The organism is Microbispora catharanthi (genome assembly GCF_006334915.2).
In the GTDB taxonomy this organism is placed as follows: domain Bacteria; phylum Actinomycetota; class Actinomycetes; order Streptosporangiales; family Streptosporangiaceae; genus Microbispora; species Microbispora catharanthi.
On the sequence record NZ_VDMA02000037.1, the window covers coordinates 1 to 20266 of the forward strand.

General features: G+C 72.0%; 18 protein-coding genes and 1 pseudogene. 13 read left to right on the forward strand and 6 right to left on the reverse strand.

The window, feature by feature from the left end; all coding sequences use genetic code 11:
* Positions 1 to 122: 122 nt before the first annotated feature.
* The gene (locus tag FH610_RS40075; protein WP_139580469.1) at positions 123 to 344 is read right to left on the reverse strand and encodes an EF-hand domain-containing protein; all 222 of its coding nucleotides are present in this window, start codon (positions 342 to 344) and stop codon (positions 123 to 125) included.
* A gap of 94 nt (positions 345 to 438) precedes the next feature.
* Positions 439 to 1254 (reverse strand): RNA polymerase sigma-70 factor, encoded by an 816-nt coding sequence (locus tag FH610_RS40080; RefSeq protein ID WP_240809484.1) that lies wholly within the window; start codon positions 1252 to 1254, stop codon positions 439 to 441.
* A 355-nt stretch (positions 1255 to 1609) separates the two neighbouring features.
* Here FH610_RS40080 and FH610_RS40085 point away from each other — a divergent pair, with 355 nt between their 5' ends.
* Together FH610_RS40085 and FH610_RS40090 are read left to right on the forward strand one after the other, a co-directional pair.
* On the forward strand, positions 1610 to 2155 hold the full coding sequence (locus tag FH610_RS40085) for a carboxymuconolactone decarboxylase family protein (RefSeq protein WP_240809479.1): 546 nt from the start codon (positions 1610 to 1612) through the stop codon (positions 2153 to 2155).
* Between the two features lie 41 nt (positions 2156 to 2196).
* On the forward strand, positions 2197 to 2964 hold the full coding sequence (locus tag FH610_RS40090; protein ID WP_139580471.1) for an SDR family oxidoreductase: 768 nt from the start codon (positions 2197 to 2199) through the stop codon (positions 2962 to 2964).
* A 64-nt stretch (positions 2965 to 3028) separates the two neighbouring features.
* Here FH610_RS40090 and FH610_RS45545 read toward each other — a convergent pair whose 3' ends face one another.
* Positions 3029 to 5383, reverse strand: coding sequence for a GH1 family beta-glucosidase (locus tag FH610_RS45545; RefSeq protein ID WP_139580472.1), 2355 nt, complete (start codon positions 5381 to 5383; stop codon positions 3029 to 3031).
* A gap of 158 nt (positions 5384 to 5541) precedes the next feature.
* Here FH610_RS45545 and FH610_RS40100 point away from each other — a divergent pair.
* From FH610_RS40100 to FH610_RS43125, 9 genes and pseudogenes are all read left to right on the forward strand, one after another.
* Positions 5542 to 5781 (forward strand): annotated as a pseudogene (locus FH610_RS40100) (STAS domain-containing protein); the annotation flags it as partial.
* An 88-nt stretch (positions 5782 to 5869) separates the two neighbouring features.
* On the forward strand, positions 5870 to 7744 hold the full coding sequence (locus tag FH610_RS40105; protein ID WP_139580474.1) for a glycosyltransferase family 2 protein: 1875 nt from the start codon (positions 5870 to 5872) through the stop codon (positions 7742 to 7744).
* Between the two features lie 75 nt (positions 7745 to 7819).
* The gene (locus FH610_RS40110; protein ID WP_139580475.1) at positions 7820 to 8869 is read left to right on the forward strand and encodes an energy-coupling factor ABC transporter permease; all 1050 of its coding nucleotides are present in this window, start codon (positions 7820 to 7822) and stop codon (positions 8867 to 8869) included.
* Between the two features lie 117 nt (positions 8870 to 8986).
* The gene (cbiQ, locus tag FH610_RS40115) at positions 8987 to 9751 is read left to right on the forward strand and encodes a cobalt ECF transporter T component CbiQ (RefSeq protein WP_139580476.1); all 765 of its coding nucleotides are present in this window, start codon (positions 8987 to 8989) and stop codon (positions 9749 to 9751) included.
* Positions 9748 to 10500, forward strand: coding sequence for an energy-coupling factor ABC transporter ATP-binding protein (locus FH610_RS40120; protein WP_139580477.1), 753 nt, complete (start codon positions 9748 to 9750; stop codon positions 10498 to 10500). Before cbiQ ends, FH610_RS40120 begins: the two co-directional genes overlap by 4 nt.
* Positions 10501 to 10540: 40 nt before the next feature.
* Positions 10541 to 10885, forward strand: a complete 345-nt coding sequence (locus FH610_RS40125) for an STAS domain-containing protein (RefSeq protein WP_139580478.1) — start codon at positions 10541 to 10543, stop codon at positions 10883 to 10885.
* Positions 10886 to 10918: 33 nt separating this feature from the next.
* Positions 10919 to 11698, forward strand: a complete 780-nt coding sequence (locus FH610_RS40130) for an SDR family NAD(P)-dependent oxidoreductase (RefSeq protein ID WP_139580479.1) — start codon at positions 10919 to 10921, stop codon at positions 11696 to 11698.
* Between the two features lie 15 nt (positions 11699 to 11713).
* Positions 11714 to 12511 (forward strand): crotonase/enoyl-CoA hydratase family protein, encoded by a 798-nt coding sequence (locus tag FH610_RS40135; RefSeq protein WP_240809480.1) that lies wholly within the window; start codon positions 11714 to 11716, stop codon positions 12509 to 12511.
* 278 nt (positions 12512 to 12789) lie between these two features.
* Positions 12790 to 13725 carry a collagen-like protein gene (locus FH610_RS43125; RefSeq protein ID WP_161628199.1) on the forward strand — a complete coding sequence of 312 codons (936 nt, stop codon included), beginning with the start codon at positions 12790 to 12792 and terminating at the stop codon, positions 13723 to 13725.
* An 83-nt stretch (positions 13726 to 13808) separates the two neighbouring features.
* On the opposite strand, the gene FH610_RS40150 is transcribed toward FH610_RS43125, so the two are convergent.
* On the reverse strand, positions 13809 to 14717 hold the full coding sequence (locus FH610_RS40150; RefSeq protein WP_139580482.1) for an SDR family oxidoreductase: 909 nt from the start codon (positions 14715 to 14717) through the stop codon (positions 13809 to 13811).
* The gene (locus FH610_RS40155; RefSeq protein WP_205826396.1) at positions 14714 to 15316 is read right to left on the reverse strand and encodes a TetR/AcrR family transcriptional regulator; all 603 of its coding nucleotides are present in this window, start codon (positions 15314 to 15316) and stop codon (positions 14714 to 14716) included. The genes FH610_RS40150 and FH610_RS40155 overlap by 4 nt, the downstream gene beginning before the upstream one ends.
* A gap of 134 nt (positions 15317 to 15450) precedes the next feature.
* On the opposite strand from FH610_RS40155, the gene FH610_RS45785 reads away from it, so the two are divergent.
* Complete coding sequence (locus FH610_RS45785; RefSeq protein ID WP_139580484.1) at positions 15451 to 16068, forward strand: rhomboid family intramembrane serine protease; 618 nt, start codon at positions 15451 to 15453, stop codon at positions 16066 to 16068.
* Between the two features lie 111 nt (positions 16069 to 16179).
* Here the strand turns inward: FH610_RS45785 and serC are convergent, their stop codons facing one another.
* Entirely contained in the window at positions 16180 to 17304 is a 1125-nt protein-coding gene (gene serC, locus FH610_RS40165) for a phosphoserine transaminase (protein ID WP_139580485.1), read from the reverse strand.
* A 124-nt stretch (positions 17305 to 17428) separates the two neighbouring features.
* On the opposite strand from serC, the gene FH610_RS40170 reads away from it, so the two are divergent.
* Entirely contained in the window at positions 17429 to 20155 is a 2727-nt protein-coding gene (locus FH610_RS40170) for an ABC transporter substrate-binding protein (RefSeq protein ID WP_139580486.1), read from the forward strand.
* Positions 20156 to 20266 lie beyond the last annotated feature (111 nt).

Below are 20266 nucleotides of genomic sequence, written 5' to 3' on the forward strand. Positions count from 1 at the left end.
AATCGCCACCCGCTACGACAAGACTCCTGCGAGCTACCTCGCCGGCCTCCACCTCCGCGCTGCGATGATCTGGATCAAAGACCTCACCCGGACCACCCCTTGATCACAACCCGATACGCGCCCTAGTCGCGGGCGCCGGTCAGGCGGATGAACTCCTCCAGAGAGAACCGGCCGTCGGCGTCCACGTCGGCGTCCCGGTCGAGCGCGCCGATCGCCTCCGGCGGCAGGTCGGGAAAGTGTGACCGCAGCTCCGCCTCGGTGATGAAGCCGTCGCCGTCGCCGTCGATCGCCTCGAATTCACGCTTGAGGGTCTCGAACCGCTCGTGGCTGAGATCTTGAGTCACAAGGACCTGCCTTCGCACCGGGGGACGACACCAGACAACCTATGCCGTACGGCGCGAAAGATCGATGGCAGGCCGAGCTTTGCGAACGGCGGCCTCAGCGGCTCACGGCGGTCTCCCGCTCCACATGCGACAGCTTCTCGGGATTGCGCACGTGGTACACGCCGGTGACGTAGCCGTTCTCGAGCCGCATCGCCAGGACGCCGTCGATCTCCCCGTCGATCCGGACGAGCAGCCCCGGGCCGCCGTTGATCTGTACCGGCTCGACCGACCTGTCGGCGTCGCGCCGCCACCAGCCGACGGCCAGCAAGCGAGCCACCTGGCCGACCCCCACGATGGGCCGAAGCAGGGCGTGTTTGATTCCGCCGCCGTCGCTCAGGGCGACGACGTCCGGCGCGAGGATGTCGAGCAGGCTCTGCAGGTCGCCGGTTTCGACCGCTCGCTGGAAGGCCTGGAGTGCGGCTCGGGTCTCTGCCGGGGAGGCCATGCCGCGGGGCCGGCGCGCGGCGACGTGCGCCCGTGCCCGGTGGGCGATCTGGCGGACGGCGGCCTGGCTCTTGCCGACGGCTTCGGCGATCTCGTCGTAGTCCAGGTCGAAGACCTCGCGCAGCACGAACACCGCCCGCTCGGTCGGCGCGAGCGTCTCCAGCACCAGCAGCATCGCCATCGAGACGCTGTCGGCCAGTTCGACGTCCTCGGCCACGTCGGGAGTGGTGAGCAGCGGCTCGGGCAGCCAGGGGCCGACGTAGGACTCCCTGCGGCGGCTGAGCGTACGCAGCCGGTCCAGCGCCTGCCGAGTGACGATCCGCACCAGAAAGGCGCGTTCCTCCCGCACGGTGTCCAGATCGACGCCCGCCCATCGGAGCCAGGTCTCCTGCAGGACGTCCTCGGCGTCGGCGGCCGAGCCGAGCATCTCGTAGGCGACGGTGAACAGCAGGTTGCGGTGGGCGACGAACGCCTCGGTGGCGGAATCCGCGAAACCCACGGAATCCACGGAATCCACGGAATCCACGGCGTCGGCGGCGTCGGCGCGATCGAGGGGCGCGGCTGTGTCCGTGGTTCGTCCGCTGCGCTCGCTCATGCCCGGCTCCTCCTGTTCGCTTCCAGCCCTGCCACACGCACGAGACGCCGGTCCCCGCCGTTCTGTGACACCCATGATCGGTGGCTCACGTCACATGACCGCGTTGTCACAGGGGTCGGGGCGCCGGCGTCTCGTGTTCGTCAGGGCGCCGCGTGAACGATCCGGGCGGCACGCGACACCACGAATCGTGATCGAGAGAAGGGAAGGCATCGCCGTGCCCACACCCCCCACGACCGGCACGACGACCGAGCAGCAGGATCTCCGGTCGCGTATGCCCAACCCCCTCCCCTTCGTTCCCGAGATGGCGGTGGTCGGCGAAGGACTGCACAAGGTCATCAAGAACGGCTCGATTCCGCAGGTCACCATCCACCTGCTGCAGCTGCGCGCCGGGCAGCTGCTCGGCAGCACGTACTTCACCATCCGGGAGACCGGCAACCTCCGCAAGGCCGGGGAGTCGGAGGAGCGCATCACCGCCGTGGCCACCTGGCGCGACGCCACCTACTTCACCGACGCAGAACGGGTCGCGCTGGAGCTCGTGGAGGCGGTCCTCACCCCGAACCCGTCCGGGGAGCGCGTCCCCGACGAGCTGTACGCCAAGGTGTCCGCCCACTACGACGACAAGGCGCTCTGGACGCTCATCATGGCGATCGCCCACATCGGCTTCTTCACCCCCGCCGCGCTCATCGCCAAGCCGATCCCCGGTATGCCTCCAGGCCGGAACTACAGCGAGTGACTCTCAGCCGAACCATTCAGCACTCAAGAAAGGCATTGAACGTGAGCATCGACAAGTTCGCGGTGGCAGGAGCGACCGGGCGGCTGGGACGCCACGTCGTCGACGTCCTCGCTGAACGGGGCTACCAGGTCGTTCCGATGTCCCGAGCCGTCGGCGTGGACGTCATCACCGGTGAAGGCCTCGCCGAGGCGCTCACGGGGGTCGATGTCATCATCGACGTCGCGTCGTGGCACGCCTCGGAACAGGAGGCGGCGACGGAGTTCTTCCGCACGTCGGCCCGCAACCTGCACGAGACCGGCCGGAAGGCGGGAGTCCGCCGGATCGCCATCGCATCCATCATCGGCATGGACAAGGCCACCGCCGGTTTCGGCGTCGCCAAGCAGGTGCACGAGGAGCTCAACCTGTCCGGCCCGCTGCCCGCTCGCGTTCTGCGGGCCGCGCAGTTCCACGAATTCGTCGGTCAGCTCCTGGACTGGCAGCAGGGCGAGGTCGCCTACATCCCCAACTGGCCCAGCCAGCTCGTGGCCTGCCGCACCGTGGCCGAGGAGCTGGTCGACCTGGCCGCCGACCCGGACGCGCCCGCCCAGCCCGCTCCCGGAACGCCGATCCCCGAGATCGCCGGCCCGCGCAAGGAGATCGTGTCCGAGGCGGCCGGGCTCCTCGGCGCCCGCCGGGGCATCAAGGTCGTCGGCGTCGACAACCCCGGCCTGCCCGATGCCGAGTACGCCGCCGGCGGCGGCCTACTGCCCAGCCCTCACGCCAAGCTCGCCGGCCCCACCTTCCAGGAGTGGCTCGACACCCAACCCTGACACGGACGGAGCCGGCCGGGCCGGGCATCCTGCGCTCCCCTGGCAGCGGTCCCGCCCGCGAGGGTCAGGTCGTGGCGCGGACCACCAGGCGTGTGGGGAGGACGACGGAGCTGGTGTGGCGGCCGTCGAGGCGGGACAGGAGCAGTCGCGCCAGGGCCAGGGCCTGGTCCGCGGCGGGCACCCGGACGGTGGTGAGCGCCGGGGTCGTGCAGGAGGCGGCGTGGATGTCGCCGAAGCCGACGACCGCCAGGTCTTCCGGCACCCGCAGCCCCTTCTCACGCGCCGCTTCCAGCGCGCCGATCGCCAGCTCGTCCGAGGTGGCGAACACGGCGTCCAGGTCCTGGTCGCCGGACAGCAGCTCGCGTGCCGCGGCGGCGCCCGACCCGCTGTCCAGGCCGGCGAGCGCGATCACCGGCCGCAGTCCGTCCTCGTGGAGCGTGGCCAGGTGCCCGGCGAGGCGGTCCTGTACGGCGACCAGGTCCATGGGGCCGCAGATCACCCCGATGCGGCGGCGGCCCCGGTCGAGAAGGTGCCGGGTCGCCTCCCTCGCGCCGCCCGCGTTGTCCACGTCCACGTGCGGCACGAGGGAGGCGATCGCGGGCTTGCCGAGCAGCACGACCGGCACCCCGGTGCGGGCGAGCCGCTCGGTGAGCGTGTCCGGGCCGTCCGGGGGGACGAGCACGACCCCGTCGACCTGCCGGGCCTCCACGTGCCGGATGATGCGCCGATGGCTCTCGGCCGTGTCGGCGAGCATGAGGGTGATCTGCTTGCCGGCTCCTTCCAGGACGCTGGTGACGTACTGAACGACGGCGGAGGTCAGCGCCTCGCCGCCGTGCCGGGGGACCGACAGGACGAGCGCGACCGAGTCGGTCCGCCGGGTGACGAGGCTCCTGGCGGCGGCGTTGGGCACGTAGCCCAGCTCCTGCACGGCGCGCAGCACCGCGGCGCGCACATCGGGGCTGACCCGCGCCTCCCCGTTCACGACCCGCGAGACCGTGGCCCGGGAGACGCCCGAGCGGGCGGCGACGGTCTCGAGAGTGGGCCGCTTCGGCCGCTCCGCGCCGAGCCCGTTGCGCATGATGACGTCGCGATACCACAGCGCGCTGTCCTTGAGCAGCCGCCGCTGAGTGGTGAAGTCGACGTGGACGATGCCGAACTTGCGCCGGTAGCCGTCCGCCCATTCGACGCAGTCGAGCAGCGACCACAGCAGGTAGCCGCGAACCCGGGCGCCCTCGTCGATCGAGGTCCGCAGGGCCCGCAGGTGCTCCTCGACGAAGCTGATCCGGTCGACGTCGTGGATGCCGTCGCCGGTCACGACGTCCTCGAAGTCGGCGCCGTTCTCGGTGATCATCAGTTCGGTCTCGGGATACTCCTCGGACAGGCGCCGCAGGAGCAGGGACAGGCCGCTCGGCATGATGGGCCAGCCCATCGCGGTGACGGCCGTGGGCACGCTGCAGAACAGGACGCCCTCGCTGCCCGGGAAGGCCGGGTCGGCCGGGGCGCTGGGCTGGGCCTGCACCGCGATGGGGGTGTAGTAGTTGACCCCCAGCAGGTCGATGGGCCGCCCGATGACGTCGAGGTCCCCGTCGCGGATGTGGCCGAGCCCGGCGGTCTTCTCGATCAGGGGCAGCAGCTCGGCGGGGTAGCGGCCGCGCAGCAGCGGCTCCAGGAACTGCCGGTTGTGCAGGGCGTCGATCCTCGCCACCGCCTCGGCGTCCTCTTCGGGGATGCCGGTGGACATGTCCCCGAGCTGTGCGGGGGTGAGGACGGGGGAGAGGTTCAGCACGACGCCGGCCCTTGCGGCGCCCTGCGCGCGCAGCGCCTCCAGGCCGAGCCCGTGCGCGAGCAGCATGTGGTGGGCGCTGACGAAGGCGTCGGACGCCGACCGCAGGCCGGGGGCGTGCACGCCCGAGCCGTGGCCGAGGAAGGCGGCGACCCACGGCTCGTTGAACGTGAACCAGGTGTCCACGCGGTCGCCGATCCTGTCGTACACGACGCGGGCGTAGTCGGCGAAGTGGCGGGGCACATCGCGCGAGGTCCACCCTCCGCCGTCCTGCAGCGCCTGCGGCAGGTCCCAGTGGTACAGCGTCGCGTACGGCGCGATGCCCGCCTCCAGCAACTCGTCCACGAGCCTGTCGTAGAAGTCGAGCCCCGGGCCGTTGACGCGGCCGTGGCCCTCCGGCAGCACCCGTGGCCAGCTGACCGAGAACCGGTAGGCGGCGATGCCCAGGTCCTGCATCAGCCGGACGTCCTCCGGGTGGCGCGCGTAGTGGTCGCAGGCCGGGTCGCCGTACGCCCCACCCGCGAAGGCGTCCCAGATGGAGGGGCCGCGGCCGTCGCGGTCGGTGGCGCCCTCGATCTGGAACGCGGACGTGGACACTCCCCAGACGAAACCCTCTGGGAACAACGCGGTGCGCATCTACGCGAAACCCCCGGTGACTCGGTGAGCGCTCAGTCTGCCGCGTCGCGCGCCGGACCCGCCACTCAGTCGGCCGCCGCCGGTCCCGGCCGGGAGGAGCGCGAAGTGGGTGTAGACCGCCGTCGTCGACACCCCGACCTCGGCGGCCAGGCGCGGCCCACCTCGTCGTCGACCTGAGCGACGTGCGGTTCTGTGACTCGGCGGGGCGGGCCGGCGCGCCTGCTGCTGCGAGTGGGGCGGACCGGTGGGCGCTCGTCCTTTCCGGGGTCGCGCCGCGGCTGGCCCGCCATCTGCATGTCGCCGGCCTGCCGGGGCGGTTCGAGGTGCGCGGCACGACGGACGAGGCGGTCGCCCGGGTGCGAGAGCCGTACGCGTGCGGACGTGGTGAGCCGCGGTGAACAGCGGTGAACGCGGTGAGACGCGGTGAGACGCGCCCGGCGCGGCGAAGGCGGGGTGGGGCGGGTCGTCGGCACATAATGAAGGGCGATGGATACGGAGAGTGACCAGCGCGCCGATCGGGGGATCGACGTAAGCGTCGTCGTCCCGGCGTACAACCGCCGGGCGTCACTCGACCGTTGCCTCACCTCGCTGCTCGTGCAGCGGGTCGCCAAGGAGATCATCGTGGTCGACGGCGGCTCGCGGGACGGAACCCGTGCGCTGCTCGGCCTCTACACCGCGCACCACCCCCGGCTGATCACCGTGATCCGGGACGCCCAGCCCGGCACGCCCGGCGGCGCCCGCAACCGCGGACTGGAACGAGCGGCCGGCAGATACGTCTTCTTCTGCGACGCGGGGGACCACCTCGCCCCCGACGCGCTGGTCCGCCTGGTCGCCGCGGCCGACGGGAACGGTGCCGACGTCGTCGTGGGGAAGGTCGCCGGGGCGCGCCAGGGATTGCGGGCGAGCGCCGACAGTGCGTCCTTAACGGCCGTCTACGATGATCTGTCCTGCTTCAAGCTCTTCCGCCGGGACTTCCTGGAACGGCACGCCATCCGCTTCGACGAGACGCAGCGGCGCGGTGAGGACATGACCTTCGCCGTCCACGCGTACTGCCACGCGCGGGTGATCTCGGTGGTCGCGGACGGGGACTGCTACCACGCGGAGGGCGGGGGTGAGGCGTCCGCGCGGGATCCGCTCGGCTGGCTGCGTGTGGTCCGCACGCCCATCGAGGTCATGGTGCGGCACGTGCCGCCCGGCGCGCTGCGCGACCGCCTGCTCCTGCGGCACCTGCGCCGCGACGTGCTGGCCCAGCTCGGGGTGCCGTTCCTGGCGGCCGGTGAGGCCGAACGCGAGAAGATCGCCGTCGAGGTGGCCGACATCTGCGGTCAGTGGCTGACGCCGGGCGTGCGCGCCGGTCTCGACGGCGTGGACGCCGCCCGCGTCGCCGCGCTCGACGACCCCGACCGGCTCGTACGGCTCGCGCTCGTCGAGGCGGCGCCGCTGCGGCATCGGCTGACCGGGGTCGAGTGGCGGGGCGACCGCCTGGTGATCGAAGGGTGGGCCGCCCTCGCCGGCACGGACGGCGTGGCGGACAGCACGGGGTTGACCGGCGCCGCGCTGACTGGCACTGCCCTGACCGGCACTCCGCTGACCGGCACCGTGGGCCTGGTGTTGCGCGAGCGCATGTCGCGTGAGGAGCGCGTGCCCTCCGTGACCCGTGGTGGGACCGGCGCCGCCGGATCCTTCACCGCCGTGCTCGACGTGGCCGCGCTGCCGCCCGGAGTATGGGACGTCCACGTGGCCGTCGAGTGCGAGGGCGCGCGCAGGCTCGCCCGGCTCGGCTCCCGCCGCGAACCCGGAGTCGGCGTTCCACCCGCCCATCTGGTGGGCGGCGTCGTCGCGGTGCCCTTCCTCACCCGGTCGCACGGCCACCTCGGCCTCGACGCCGGGGGCCATGTCGTCCGGGTCCCCGCCGTCGTACGGCTGACGCGGGCGTGGTGGCGGGGCAGGCGGCTGCGGGTCGAGGGACAGGCGCTGGTGGGCGAGGAGGCCGCCGCCGCGGCCGTACGGCATCTGATCTGGCGCGAGCGGGCGTCGGGGCGGGAGCACCGTGAGCGGGCGGTGGCGGTCGGGCCACGGGAGTTCGCGGCCGAGACGGCCGGCCTGCGGCCCGGCACCTGGGACGCCTACCTCGAACTCGTCCTCGGCGGTCCTCCGGTGCGCTTCCCGGTCAAGGTCGCCGACGCGGACGCGCTGGGCCGGCCCCTGCGGTGGTGGTGCGGCGCGCTGAGATGGGGAGTGGCGCAGTGGACCGTCCGGCCGTACGCCACGGCGGTCAACCGGCGGCTCAGCGTGTCGGTGCGGGTGGCGACCCCATTGACCGTGGTCAGGCGGATGGTAAGGGTCCTGCGGCGGCACTAATTGCGAATCATTTGCAACTACAACCCGGTGCCCTAAAGTGGGAGGAGATTCGCCCGTTTCGAAGGGGTTATAGCCGTGCACGTGCCCGATGGGTTCTTTGACGTCCCCGTGTCCGTCGGTGCCGGGGTCTTCGCGGCCGCCGGGGTGGCCGTCTGCCTGCGGGGCGCCAAACGGGAGCTCGACGACCGGACCGCCCCCATGGCGGGCCTGGTGGCCGCGTTCATCTTCGCGGCGCAGATGCTCAACTTCCCCGTGGCGGCCGGCACCAGCGGTCACCTGCTCGGCGGGGCCCTGGCGGCGATACTCGTCGGGCCGTACACCGCCGTGTTGTGCGTCGCGGTCGTGCTGCTCGTCCAAGGATTCTTCTTCGCCGACGGCGGGCTGACCGCGCTGGGCGTCAACATCACGCTGATGGCGATCGTGACCGCGGTCGTCGGCTGGGCGGTGTTCCGGCTCATCACCCGGGGCGGGCCGCGCGGGCGGGCGACGCTGGTGGCCGCGTCGTTCGTGGCGGCGCTGGTCTCCGTCCCGGCGGCGGCGCTCGTGTTCACGGCCCTGTTCTGGCTCGGCGGCACCGCGCCGATCGAGGTGGGCTCGGTGGCCGCCGCGATGGGCGGTGTGCACCTGCTCATCGGGCTCGGCGAGGGCTTCGTCACCGCGCTCACCGTGAGCAGCGTGCTGGCCGTGCGTCCCGATCTCGTGTACGGCGCGCGCGGGATGACCAGGGCGCTGACGCTGCGCACCGCCGACGGGGATGTTCAGGTCGGGCCGGCGGCTCCGGAGGCTCCCTCGGCCGGGATCGGCCTGCGTCCGGTCCTGGTGGGCGGCGCGCTGGTGGCCGTGTTGCTGGCCGGCGTCGTCTCGTTCTACGCCTCCAGCGCCCCCGACGGGCTGGAGAAGGTGGCGGCCGATAAGGGCCTGAGCGCGCAGGAGAAGCCGCACGCGGCGGAGGACGGCCCGCTGGCCGGATACAGCGTCAAGGGCGTGGAGAACCAGCGGATGTCCGGCGGCCTGGCCGGGGTGGCGGGCGTCGGGCTGACGGTCGTGGCCGGAGGCGGTGTGTTCTACGTCATCCGCAGGCGCCGGCGCGCGGCCGACTCGATGACGCCCGCGAGTGCCCAGTGAGTCCGCTGAGTCCTTCGAGTTCGATGAGCTCGATGAGCACCGCGCCGATGAGGCCGTGAGCGCCCTGCCCGCATGCTGGGCTGGGCGGGTCGGCGATGATGAGACTGTGAGTGCGAAGTGAGCGCCGGGCACCATCACCCGATCTATCGGCCCGCCGACACGCCCGTCCACCGGCTGCCGCCCCAGTGCAAGCTGGCGGCGGTCGTCGCGTTCGCGGTGTTCGTGGTCGCCACGCCGCGCGAGCGCTTCTGGGCGTTCGCCGTCGACGCGCTGCTGCTGGCCGCCGTGGCGGCCGCCGCCCGGGTGCCGGTGGGCGCGATCGTGCGGCGCATGGCGATCGAGGTGCCGTTCGTGCTGTTCGCGCTGGCGATTCCGCTGATCGGCACGGGTGAGCGGGTCCAGGTGCTCGGCCTGTCGTTGAGCGCCCCTGGCCTGTGGGCGGCCTGGAACATCCTGGCCAAGGCCTCGCTGGGCGTGGTCGCCTCGATCCTGCTGGCGGCCACGACCGAGCCCCGCATGATGCTGCTCGGTGCCGAGCGGTTGCGGCTGCCCCGGCTGCTCGTGCAGATCGCGACGTTCATGCTGCGCTACCTGGACGTGATCCTCGACCAGATGCGGCGCATGCGGATCGCCAGGGAGTCGCGGGGATTCGTCGCCCGGGACCTCAGGCAGGCCTCCGTGCTGGCGAAGTCGGCGGGCGCCCTGTTCATCCGCTCGTACGAGCGGGGGGAGCGGGTCCACCTCGCCATGCTGAGCCGCGGCTACACGGGCGAGATGCCGACGATTAGGGATATATCGGCGACTGGGCGAGACTGGGCGGTGGCGGGCATGCTGCCTTGCCTCGCCGCGATGACGGCCCTACTGGCGTGGAGCACGACATGACCTCCGGCAGCCCTTCGCTCACGGTGAGCAGGCTCGCGTACGCCTACCCCGACGGGACGCAGGCGTTGTACGGCGTGGACCTGACGATCGAGCGGGGGGAGCGGGTCGCCCTGCTCGGCCCGAACGGCGCGGGCAAGACCACGCTCGTCATGCACCTCAACGGCATCCTCGCGGCCGGGCACGGGACGGTGGAGGTGGCCGGGCTTCCCGTGCGCGCGGACACCCTGCGGGAGATCCGCCGCCGGGTCGGGCTGGTGTTCCAGGATCCGGACGACCAGCTCTTCATGCCGACCGTACGGGAGGACGTCGCCTTCGGCCCGGCCAACCTCGGGCTGCGCGGCGCGGAACTCGACCGCCGCGTGCGCGACGCGCTGGAGCGGGTCGGCATGCTGGACGCGATCGACCGGCCGCCGCACCACCTGTCCTTCGGCCAGCGCCGCCGGGTGGCTGTGGCCACGGTGCTGGCGATGGAGCCGGAGATCCTCGTCCTCGACGAGCCGTCGTCCAATCTCGACCCGGCGTCCCGCCGCGAGCTGGCCGAGATCCTGAAGAGCCTGGACGTGACCGTGCTGATGGTCACCCACGACCTGCCGTACGCGCTGGAGCTGTGCGAGCGTTCGCTCATCATGTCCGAGGGGGTGATCGCGGCCGACGGGACGACGCACGCGCTGCTCGCCGACGAGCGGTTGCTCGCCGCGCACCGGCTGGAACTTCCCTACGGCTTCGCTGTCCCTGCTCAGCCGGGGTGATGGATAAGTAAAGTGGGCCGGAGCTGAGGAGGTCCCGACGATGAAGCTGCGGCTCGCGCGCCAATCGCTTTCCAACGCCGTGGTGGTGGCCGTGGAGGGGGAGCTCGACCTGTTCACGGCCCCGTTCCTACGTGATGAGATACGGGACGCCATACGCGACGACGGCCCGACGCTCGTGCTGGACCTCGGCGCGCTGTCGTTCATGGACTCCAGCGGGCTCAGCGTGCTCATCGAGGCCTGGCGGCTTGCCACGAGCGAGGGCGGCGGGGTGTCCCTCGCCTCGCCACAGCCTCCGGTGGCCCGCATCCTGCGCACGACCGGCCTGGACCGGCGGATCAAGGTCTACCCCGACGTCGATACCGCGATTTTGCAGCACCCCGAGTAGAACTTCATTCGGTTCGCGCGTTAAGGTCCGGCTATGGATCTGAACGGAGCAGCAGCAATCATCTCGGGCGGTGCCAGCGGCCTCGGCGAGGCCTCGGCCCGCGAGCTGGCCCGTGTCGGCGCGACCGTGGTCGTGGCCGACCTGAACACGGAGCGCGGCAAGGCGCTGGCCGACGAGATCGGCGGCGTGTTCGCCCACACCGACGTGTCCGACGAGGCGTCGGTGCAGGCCGCGGTGGAGGCGGCGGTCGCCACCGGCAAGCCGTTGCGCGCCGTGATCAGCAGCGCCGGCATCGGCTGGGCGCAGCGCACCGTCGGACGGGACGGCTCGCCGCACGACCTGGCGTCCTACCGCAAGGTGATCGACGTCAACCTGATCGGCACCTTCAACCTCATGCGCATCGGCGCGGCGGCCATGGCCAAGACCGAGCCGGCGGACGAGGACGGCGCCCGCGGCGTCGTCATCAACACCGCGTCGGTCGCCGGCATCGAGGGCCAGACGGGCCAGGTGGCGTACTCCGCGTCCAAGGGCGGCATCATCGGCATGACCCTCCCCGCGGCCCGCGACCTCGCGGCCATCGGCGTCCGCGTGCTGACCATCGCCCCGGGCATCATCGACACCCCGATCTACGGGAAGATCGGCGACAAGAACGCCGAGGAGTTCAAGGCCAAGCTCATCGGGCCGGTGGCGTTCCCCAAGCGGCTCGGCAAGGCCGCCGAGTTCGGCCACCTGGTGCGTGCGCTGATCGAGAACGACTACATGAACGGCGAGGTCATCCGTTTCGACGGCGGCATCCGCTTCCAGCCCAAGTAAGCCGAGTGAGGTCAGGTGTCCGAGGTGAACTCCGGGCCGGCCGCTGAGCCGGACGAGGTACTCGTAGAGATCGTCGACGGCGGCGTGGCCGTCGTCACCATCAACCGGCCCAAGGCCAGGAACGCCGTGAACGGCGCGGTGGCGCGCGGCATCGCGGCCGCCCTGGACGAGCTGGACGAAAGCCCCGACGTGTCCGCGATCGTCCTCACCGGGGCCGGCGGCACGTTCTCGGCAGGCATGGACCTGAAGGGCTTCCTCACCGGGGACATGCCGGTGGTCGAGGGCCGGGGCTTCGGCGGCATCACCGAGGCGCCGCCGAAGAAGCCGATCCTCGCCGCGGTCGAGGGGTACGCGCTGGCCGGCGGTTTCGAGCTGGCGCTGTCGTGCGACATCATCGTGGCGTCAGAGGAGGCCAAGTTCGGCCTGCCGGAGCCCAAGCGCGGCCTGGTGGCCGGCGCGGGCGGGATCATGCGGCTGCCACGCCGGATCCCCTACCACGTCGCCATGGAGATCGCCCTGACCGGCGATCACTACCCGGCCGCCCGGCTGTACGAGCTGGGGCTGGTCAACCGGATCACGTACCCGGGCGAGGCGCTCAACGGCGCGCTCGAACTGGCCCGCACGATCGCCGCGAACGCGCCGCTGGCGCTCGCCGCGACCAAGCGGGTCATCGTCGAGTCGGCCGACTGGTCGCTCGACGAGATGTTCCGCAAGCAGGGTGAGATCGTGAGCCCGGTCTTCACCTCGAAGGACGCGATGGAGGGCGCGGCGGCCTTCGCCGAGAAGCGCGCCCCCGTCTGGAAGGGCGAGTAACCCTCGCGTCGTAAGGCCGCTCGGGGCGCTCCGCGCAGGGGCGCCCCAAGTCATGTCCGGGGGCGTCGGCAGCGTCGCCGTGCGGACTCGGGACGGTTCCCGGGACAGGTGTCCCCGGCGTGTCCCCGCCGCGGGCGGGACCTCGGGGTAGTGTCGGGGTCCGGCTGGGCCGCTGCCCTAACCCGCATGGCGGACGGCGCATCGGCCGCTCTGGTGACGCGGAGCCCCGGTCCGCCCGCCTACCTTCCCTTGTGAAGATCATCACGAAGGGGAGACAGATGAATCTGGGAACAGGACGTGGGACCTGGCTGGCGGCCGGGGCGGTGGCGGGGCTGCTCGTGGGCGGCGGGGGAATCGCCGTGGCCACGACGGCGGCGACGACCTCGTCGATCGTCGCCTGCGTGGGAACCGACGGCGTGATGCGAATGGCCGCAACACTGGAGCCGGGCCAGGCCGGATTCGCGGGGATCGCCGCGCCCACTCCCACTCCCACCGCCACGGCGCCCGCGTCGGTGTGCCGCCCCGGCGAGCGGACGGTCACCTGGAACGTCGCCGGCCCTGAAGGCCCTGAAGGCCCGCAGGGCGCGACCGGCCCCCAGGGTGCGACCGGCCCGCAGGGTCCCAAGGGGGACAAGGGCGAGCCGGGCGCCACCTACGGGCAGACCTACATCGCCCAGAAGAGCCCCACCTACGAGAGGGGAACGCGGGTCGAGGTGGTGCGGATCCCCCAGGTGCCCGCGGGAGACTACGTAATCCAGGCCAGCGTCAACACCAAGATCGTCGCCCCGTCTCCCGGGAGCCAGACCGCCACCTGCGAGGTCAGCACACCCACGGGCGTCACCTCCGCGCTGCCGCGGCAGTCCGGCTCCAGTAAGTCGGACGGCGGCATCCTGCTCGCCTTCTTCGTCACAGCCAAGCTGGACACGCCCGGCCCGGTGGTCCTCACGTGCGAGCTCTCTTCGGAGTACTTCGTAAGGGTCACCTCCGAGAGCAGGCTGATGGCGACCAGCGTGCCCGAGGTCGTCACGACCTCGCCGACCGCCACGCCGACCGCAACGCCATCCATCCCTCCGACCCCCACGCCGTCGGCTCCTCCGACGGCAACGCCGACCGCAACGTCGTCCACCCCTCCGACCCCCACGCCGACCGCTCCTCCGACCGCCACGCCGACCGCAACGTCGTCCACCCCTCCGACCCCCACGCCGTCGCACTGACGAAGCCGTAGCGCGGCTCAGCGCAGGCGAGGAGGCGCTCGACGGAATCGCTCCCGCCTCCGGCGGGCGAGAGCGAGGCCAGGTCAGAGCGGGTCGCCGAGGGGGCCGTGCTCCTCCTCCAGGACGTCGGCCCAGTGCGCGGCCCAGTCCGGCTGGGTGCCGTCCGCGTCGGTGAAGCCGTACTCCTTGTACAGCCCCCAGGTGGCCAGGGCACGTCCGGTCTTGGCCATGACGCCGGGGTCCGCGGCCAGGGCGGCGACGGCCCGTCCCAGGTAGGCGGGGGTCTCGGAGTGGGCGAAGTGCGGGTCCTTGCGTGCACCGTCACGCCAGCTGGCCTCGGTCACGCCGAAGTGCTCCAGCATGGCTTCCGAGCGCAGAAAGCCCGGCGTGACGGCGACGGCCGCGACGCCGTACGGCTTGAGCTCCGCCGCCTGCGCCACGGCCAGGCGGATCACGGTGGACTTGGCGATGTCGTAGAAGAACGAGCCGCGATAGCGGGCGGTGTCGCCGTCGGTGACCTCCACGACCAGGCCGCTCCGGCGGGCGACCATCAGCGGAAGCGCGAACCGGCTCGTGACGATGTGGGTCTCCACCGCCCGGCGCAGCAGTCGCAGGCCGGTGTCGAGGTCCTGCTCCCACAGGGGATGCTCCCAGTCGGTCAGCGCGTCGCCGCCCCACACCGAGTTGACCAGGACGTCGAGCCGACCGTCCTGCTCGGCGGCGACCCGGTCGGCCAGGGCGCGCACCTCCTCGGGGTCGCTGTGGTCGGTGCGCACCGCGATGCCGGTGCCGCCGGCCGCGGTGACCCGCGCGGCGGTCTCCTCGATGGTCTCGGGACGGTCCAGGTCGGAGCGGCCCGCCGTGCTGCTGCGGCCGGTGACGTAGACCGTGGCGCCCGCGGCCCCGAGTTCGACGGCGATCCCGCGGCCGCCGCCCCGCGTGCCTCCCGCGACCAGGGCGACCTTCCCGGCGAGCGGCTGTCTGTCGTTCAAGACATCTCCTTCGAACGGGTATGAGGAGAGAGGAGGGCGGTGACCGCCCGCCGGAGCCGCTCCGGCAGCGTGTCCTGCCGGTCGAGAGCCCAGGTCAGGCCGGTGCCGGCGATCAGCGCCTGGACGGACCCGGCGAGCGCGGCGGTGTCGGTGCCGACCCGCAGCTCTCCTTCGGCCACCGCCTCGTCGAGCAGGGCCAGGATCGCCCTTCGCTGCGCCTCGTGGATGGCCAGGGCGTACTCGCGCAGCTGCGGATCGGTGAGATCCATGCACAGGAACGCCAGGTGATTGGCGAAGCGCTCCGGGGTGTCCATGAGGGACATCGACTCCTCGGCCAGCGCCACCAGCGCCGCCAGCGGGGAGGGGCGCCCCTGCCGCAGCCGCTCGTGGTGTGCCTCCGCCTCGTGCGCGGACTGCCGCGCCAGCGCCACCAGCAGGCCGCGCTTGGACCCGAAACGCTGCACGAGGGTGCCGGGCACGAGCCCCACCTCGTCGGCGACCGCGGCGAGGGTCAGCCCCGCGGGACCCACCCGGCCGATCACCTCGGCCGCCGCACGCAGGATCACCGAATCGTCCACTCCACGGGGACGTCCCGCCACCGGTCCCTCCTCATTTATAAATGACTGTTCATTTATTAATACAGCCGCCCGCCTCTCCTGGCAACCCGATGGCATGATCCGGGCGGATCGGGGCAGTCCGCTCGTTCGTGAGCGGGACTGCGTACGGTGAAGCCATGAGTGATCCCGGGCCCGGGCTCCCCCGGCCGGGCCGGTCGATGCGGGAGCGGACGTCCGCGCTGCTCACCGGCGCCCTCGGCAGCGCGATCCTGATGATCGTGCTCGTGGCGGCGATGTGGGCGATCGAGATCGTCGACTACGTGGAGAACGGACGGCTCGACAGGTACGGCATCCTCGCCCACGAGCCGGACGGCCTGCCCGGGATCCTGTTCGCGCCGTTCCTGCACGCCGGGTTCGGTCATCTGATGGCGAACTCGGTGCCGCTGCTGATCCTGGGATTCGTGGCCGCCATCAGGGGGATCGGCAGGTTCCTCGCGGCGAGCCTGGTCATCATCCTGGTCAGCGGGCTGGGCGTGTGGTTCACCAGCCCGCCGGACACGCTGACGATCGGCGCGAGCGGCCTCGTCTTCGGATATTTCGGTTATGTGGTGGCCCGGGGGTTGTTCGACCGCCGGGCCCTCGACATCGTGCTCGGCGTCGTGGTCGCCGTGCTGTACTACTCGATCCTGTGGGGGGCCCTGCCCACCCAGCCGGGTGTCTCCTGGCAGGGCCACCTGTTCGGCCTCATCGGCGGCGTGATCGCCGCCTGGCTGCTACGCCGCCGCACGACCTGACGCGCGAACGGCTGCCGCACCCCGGCACAGGACCGAAAAACGAAAAAGCCGACGGTCCTGAGACCGTCGGCGAGATCGGCGGCCGCCGGAGAGGCGGCCGCCGTGGAACCACTAGAGACGCTCGACCACGTAGTCGACGCAGGAGGTCAGCGCCTCGATGTCGGCGGGGTCGACCGCCGGGAACATCGCGATCCGCAGCTGGTTGCGGCCGAGCTTGCGGTAGGGCTCGGTGTCCACGATGCCGTTGGCCCGCAGCACCTTCGCGACCGCCGCGGCGTCCACGGCGTCGTCGAAGTCGATGGTCCCGACGACGTTGGAGCGCTGCGCCGGGTCGGCCACGAACGGCGTGGTGTACGACGTCTTCTCGGCCCAGGTGTACAGCCGCGAGGCGGAGTCGGCCGACCGGCCGGTGGTCCAGGCGAGGCCGCCCTGGGTGTTCATCCAGTCGATCTGGTCGGCCAGCAGGAACAGCGTGGCGACCGCCGGGGTGTTGTACGTCTGGTCCTTGACCGAGTTGTCGATCGCGGTCGGCAGGCTGAAGAACTCGGGCACGAACCGGCCGCTCTCGGCGATCTCCGTCACCCGGGCGAGCGCCTTCGGCGAGAACAGCGCGATCCACAGGCCGCCGTCGGAGGCGAAGCTCTTCTGCGGGGCGAAGTAGTAGACGTCGAACTCCTCGGCGGAGACCGGCAGGCCGCCGGCGCCGCTGGTGGCGTCCACGAGGACGAGCGACTCGTCGTCCGCGCCACCGCTGGTCGGCCGCTTGATGGGCATCGCGACGCCGGTGGAGGTCTCGTTGTGGGTGAGCGCGTAGACGTCCACGCCCTCCTCGGCGACCGGCAGCGGGTGGCTGCCCGGCTCCGACTTGATCACCGACGGATCGGCGAGCCAGGGGGCCTTCTTCGCGACCGTCGCGAACTTCGAGGAGAACTCCCCGAAGTTCAGGTGCTGCGACTTCTCCCGGATCAGCCCGAAGGACGCGATGTCCCAGAACGCCGTGGTGCCGCCGTTGCCCAGCACGACCTCGTATCCCTCGGGGAGGGAGAACAGGTCGGTGAGCCCGGCGCGGACGCGGGCGACGAGGTTCTTCACCGGCTTCTGCCGGTGGGAGGTGCCCATCACCTTCGCCCCGGCGTCGGCGAGAGCGGCGAGCTGCTCGGGGCGTACCTTCGAGGGCCCGCAGCCGAAGCGGCCGTCGGCGGGCTTGATGTCAGCGGGAATCACGATGTCAGCCACGGTTCAAGCGTAGTGAGACCTGCGGATGCTCTAGACCATGGTCCGGATGGTGAGACATCATGGTCTCGTTTTAAGATCACGCACCACCTCAAGAACGGACTCCACCCCCCCGGGAGACATCCGCGTGGCCGACCCGCACGCCGTCATCGAGGCACTGGTTCGCAGGCCGTTCTTCTGGCGCTCCGACCGCCTCCTGCCCCTCGTTCTCGTGGTCGGCCGCGACGGCGGCGCCTTCGACGCGGCCCGGCGGCTCGCCGCGCCGTTCGAGGACTCCCTCCCGCAGGCCACGGTCAGGGCGGGGGAGTACGACACGCTGCGTGAGCTCGTCGCGGCGCTGGCAGGGGAGCGCGGCCAGCTCGGCATGCCCGTCGGCGGCTCGTTCCTGCCCCCGCCGCGGTTCCCGCTCGTCCAGTTCGTGCTGTGGGCGCGGCGCCAGCGCGAGGAGCCGCCTCCCGGGGAGCCGGTCGACGTGCCGGGCCGGATCTGGCCGCCCGACCCGCAGTCGCGTACCGGTCAGGAGGAGTTCAAGGAGCGGCTCAGGGACTGGCGCAGGGGCAGGTACGGCGGCGACCGGGGGCGCAGGACCGCGGCGGACTTCCTCGGCCGCGCGGCCACCACCTGGGTGCCGGTGGGCACGCTCGCCGCCTGGGGGCTCGGCGGCGCCTCCGACCTGGTCGGCCTGATCCCGTGGGCGCTCGGCGTGCTCGTCGCCGTCGTCGGCACGTTGATCCAGGCCATGCTCTCGATCAGGGGGTCCCTCTTCAACGGCTGGTTCAGGAAGCAGCCCTACCTGAGCAGGAAGCCCTTCGAGCGCCTGGCGAAGTACGCGCTGCGCGTCGCCAACGCGAGTGAGGCGGAGGTCGAGCGACTGCTCGTCCACGCGTTGTGCCGGGACCTGCGCCAGGCCTACCAGAAGTGGCTGATCCCGTGGCCGAGCTGGGGGCGCGGCCTGTACGCGATGCTGGTCCTCGACGCGCGGTGGTCCGGCGACGTCAACGAGCGGTTACTGCGCACGTTGGAGGAGACGGTCGAGGAGACCGGGCTGCTGCCGCCGCTCCTGGTGCTGGCCGCGGTGCCCGAGTCGTTCGCCCCGGGCAGCCGGCCGGTCACCGCGGGCCGGCTGTCGGACCTGTCCGCACTGGTGGCGGCGTGGCGGACGGCGGCGCGGCGGCGGGTGCCGCCGCTGCGGCTGATGGTCAGCGCGCCCGCGATCCCGCTGGACGACGACTACCGGCCGCACCTGCTGGGCAGCCGGATGCGGGCGATCGGCTACTGGTGCGTGATGGCGCTGCTGGTCATCGGTCCTGTCGTCCTGCTCGGGCGCATCCAGCAGGACCGGAACGCGCACTGCGGCGGCCTGTCCTGGGTCGAGCGCGTCGACAAGGAGTGCGTGGGCGTCGTGAACGCCGACGGGACCACCCCGGACGGGCTCTTCCCGTCGGACGAGCTGACGAGGCTCGTCGCCCGGATCGACCGCAACAACGCCCTGGCCAGGGAGGCCGGGACGTACGTGAGCGTGGTGCTGTTCGGCGAGTACTCCGTCGCGCAGGATCAGAGCGACAGCGCGTTCGTCGGGGCCCGGGCGGAGCTGACGGCCGTGGAGGAGTACCAGCGCGGCGTCTCCGGCGCGCCCCGCCTCCAGGTGCTGGTGGCCAACGCCGGCACGAACTTCGGCCAGGGGCGGCGTACGGCGGAGCTGGTCAGCGAGATGGCGGCCGAGGACCCCCGGGTGCTCGGGGTGATCGGTTTCCAGCGCAGCGTCGGCGGCGTCGAGGAGGCCATCCGGACGCTGGACGCGGCGAAGATCCCGATGCTGGTGACCACCGCGACCGCCGACCGGCTCGGATACCTGTCGGACGACCCCGCCCGGTCCGGGTCCGGCTACCCCTCCCCGTACGTGTTCCGCCTGGGGCCGTCGAACCAGCGGCAGGCGCGGCTGGCCGCCAGGTTCGCCCGCGACCGGCTCCTCGGCGGTGTGCCCAAGCCGTCCGCGGTGGTCGTCCAGGACCAGACGGACGACGACAACTACACGAACAACCTCGCCGCCGACTACGCGGACGAGGCCCGCGAGGTGGGGATCACGGTCGGCGACCGCGTCGCGTACAAGGACCGGGGAACGGGCATGGACCTGGCGGTGAGCCGGGCCTGCGGACACGGGCCCGACCTGCTCCTCTACGCGGGGCGCGCGGCCGACTTCCTCGACTTCCTGCGCTACGTCGAGGGCAAGGACTGCGGCAAGGAGCCGATCAAGGTCCTCGCGGGCGACGACGTCATCAAGGCGGTGGCCAACAGCGGCGCGGTGATCGGCGACTACCGGCGCGTCCAGGTCTACTACGCGGCGCTGGCGAGCCGTGAGCTGTGGCGCGACGGCGCCGCGGCGCCGACGGGCTTCGTGCAGAGCCTGCTGAGCGGCCGGCACGCGAAGGAGTCCGACGACAACCTCATCCTCAGCTACGACGCCGTGAAGCTCTTCTACGAGCGCGTCAACGCGGCCTATCGGGGCGGGCTGCCCAGCAGGGGAGACGTGCTCTACCAGATCTCCCTCGTCTCCCCGCGCGACAGGTGGAACGGTTCGGGCGGGGTGATCTCCTTCGGCGCCGCCGCCCACGAGCCCGAGAACAAGACCATCGCGATCCTCAAGGTGAACGACTCCGGCAGGTCCGAGGTCGCGGAGCGCTGCGGGCGCCTGGCGACCACCGAGCCCGAGGACACCAAGGAGATCTGCCGGAACCTCGACGGGGACGCCGGGGAGCGCGCGGCCCGGAACGCCCCGGCGGCGGTCTCGTCCGCTCACCCGTCCGCGAGACCGTCCGTGAGCCCGCGCAAGGACGCCGCCGGCCCTGGCCGGTGACGCGGGGGCGCCCGGTGACGCGGAAACGGCCCGCCCCCGGAAAGGGGCGGGCCGTCACGGGTTCTGACGGTGCGCGGGCGGGCCCGGCGGCCTCTCGGAGCTTGTGGCACG

What these genes read in the sequence shown, in the direction of transcription:
- FH610_RS40080 (WP_240809484.1), bottom strand. Translation starts at nt 1,254, where the DNA reads ATGCTCGGCTCGGCCGCCGACGCCGAGGACGTCCTGCAGGAGACCTGG.
- FH610_RS45545 (WP_139580472.1), bottom strand. Translation starts at nt 5,383, where the DNA reads ATGCGCACCGCGTTGTTCCCAGAGGGTTTCGTCTGGGGAGTGTCCACG.
- FH610_RS40105 (WP_139580474.1), top strand. Translation starts at nt 5,870, where the DNA reads ATGGATACGGAGAGTGACCAGCGCGCCGATCGGGGGATCGACGTAAGC.
- FH610_RS40120 (WP_139580477.1), top strand. Translation starts at nt 9,748, where the DNA reads ATGACCTCCGGCAGCCCTTCGCTCACGGTGAGCAGGCTCGCGTACGCC.
- FH610_RS40125 (WP_139580478.1), top strand. Translation starts at nt 10,541, where the DNA reads ATGAAGCTGCGGCTCGCGCGCCAATCGCTTTCCAACGCCGTGGTGGTG.
- FH610_RS40130 (WP_139580479.1), top strand. Translation starts at nt 10,919, where the DNA reads ATGGATCTGAACGGAGCAGCAGCAATCATCTCGGGCGGTGCCAGCGGC.
- FH610_RS43125 (WP_161628199.1), top strand. Translation starts at nt 12,790, where the DNA reads ATGAATCTGGGAACAGGACGTGGGACCTGGCTGGCGGCCGGGGCGGTG.
- FH610_RS45785 (WP_139580484.1), top strand. Translation starts at nt 15,451, where the DNA reads ATGAGTGATCCCGGGCCCGGGCTCCCCCGGCCGGGCCGGTCGATGCGG.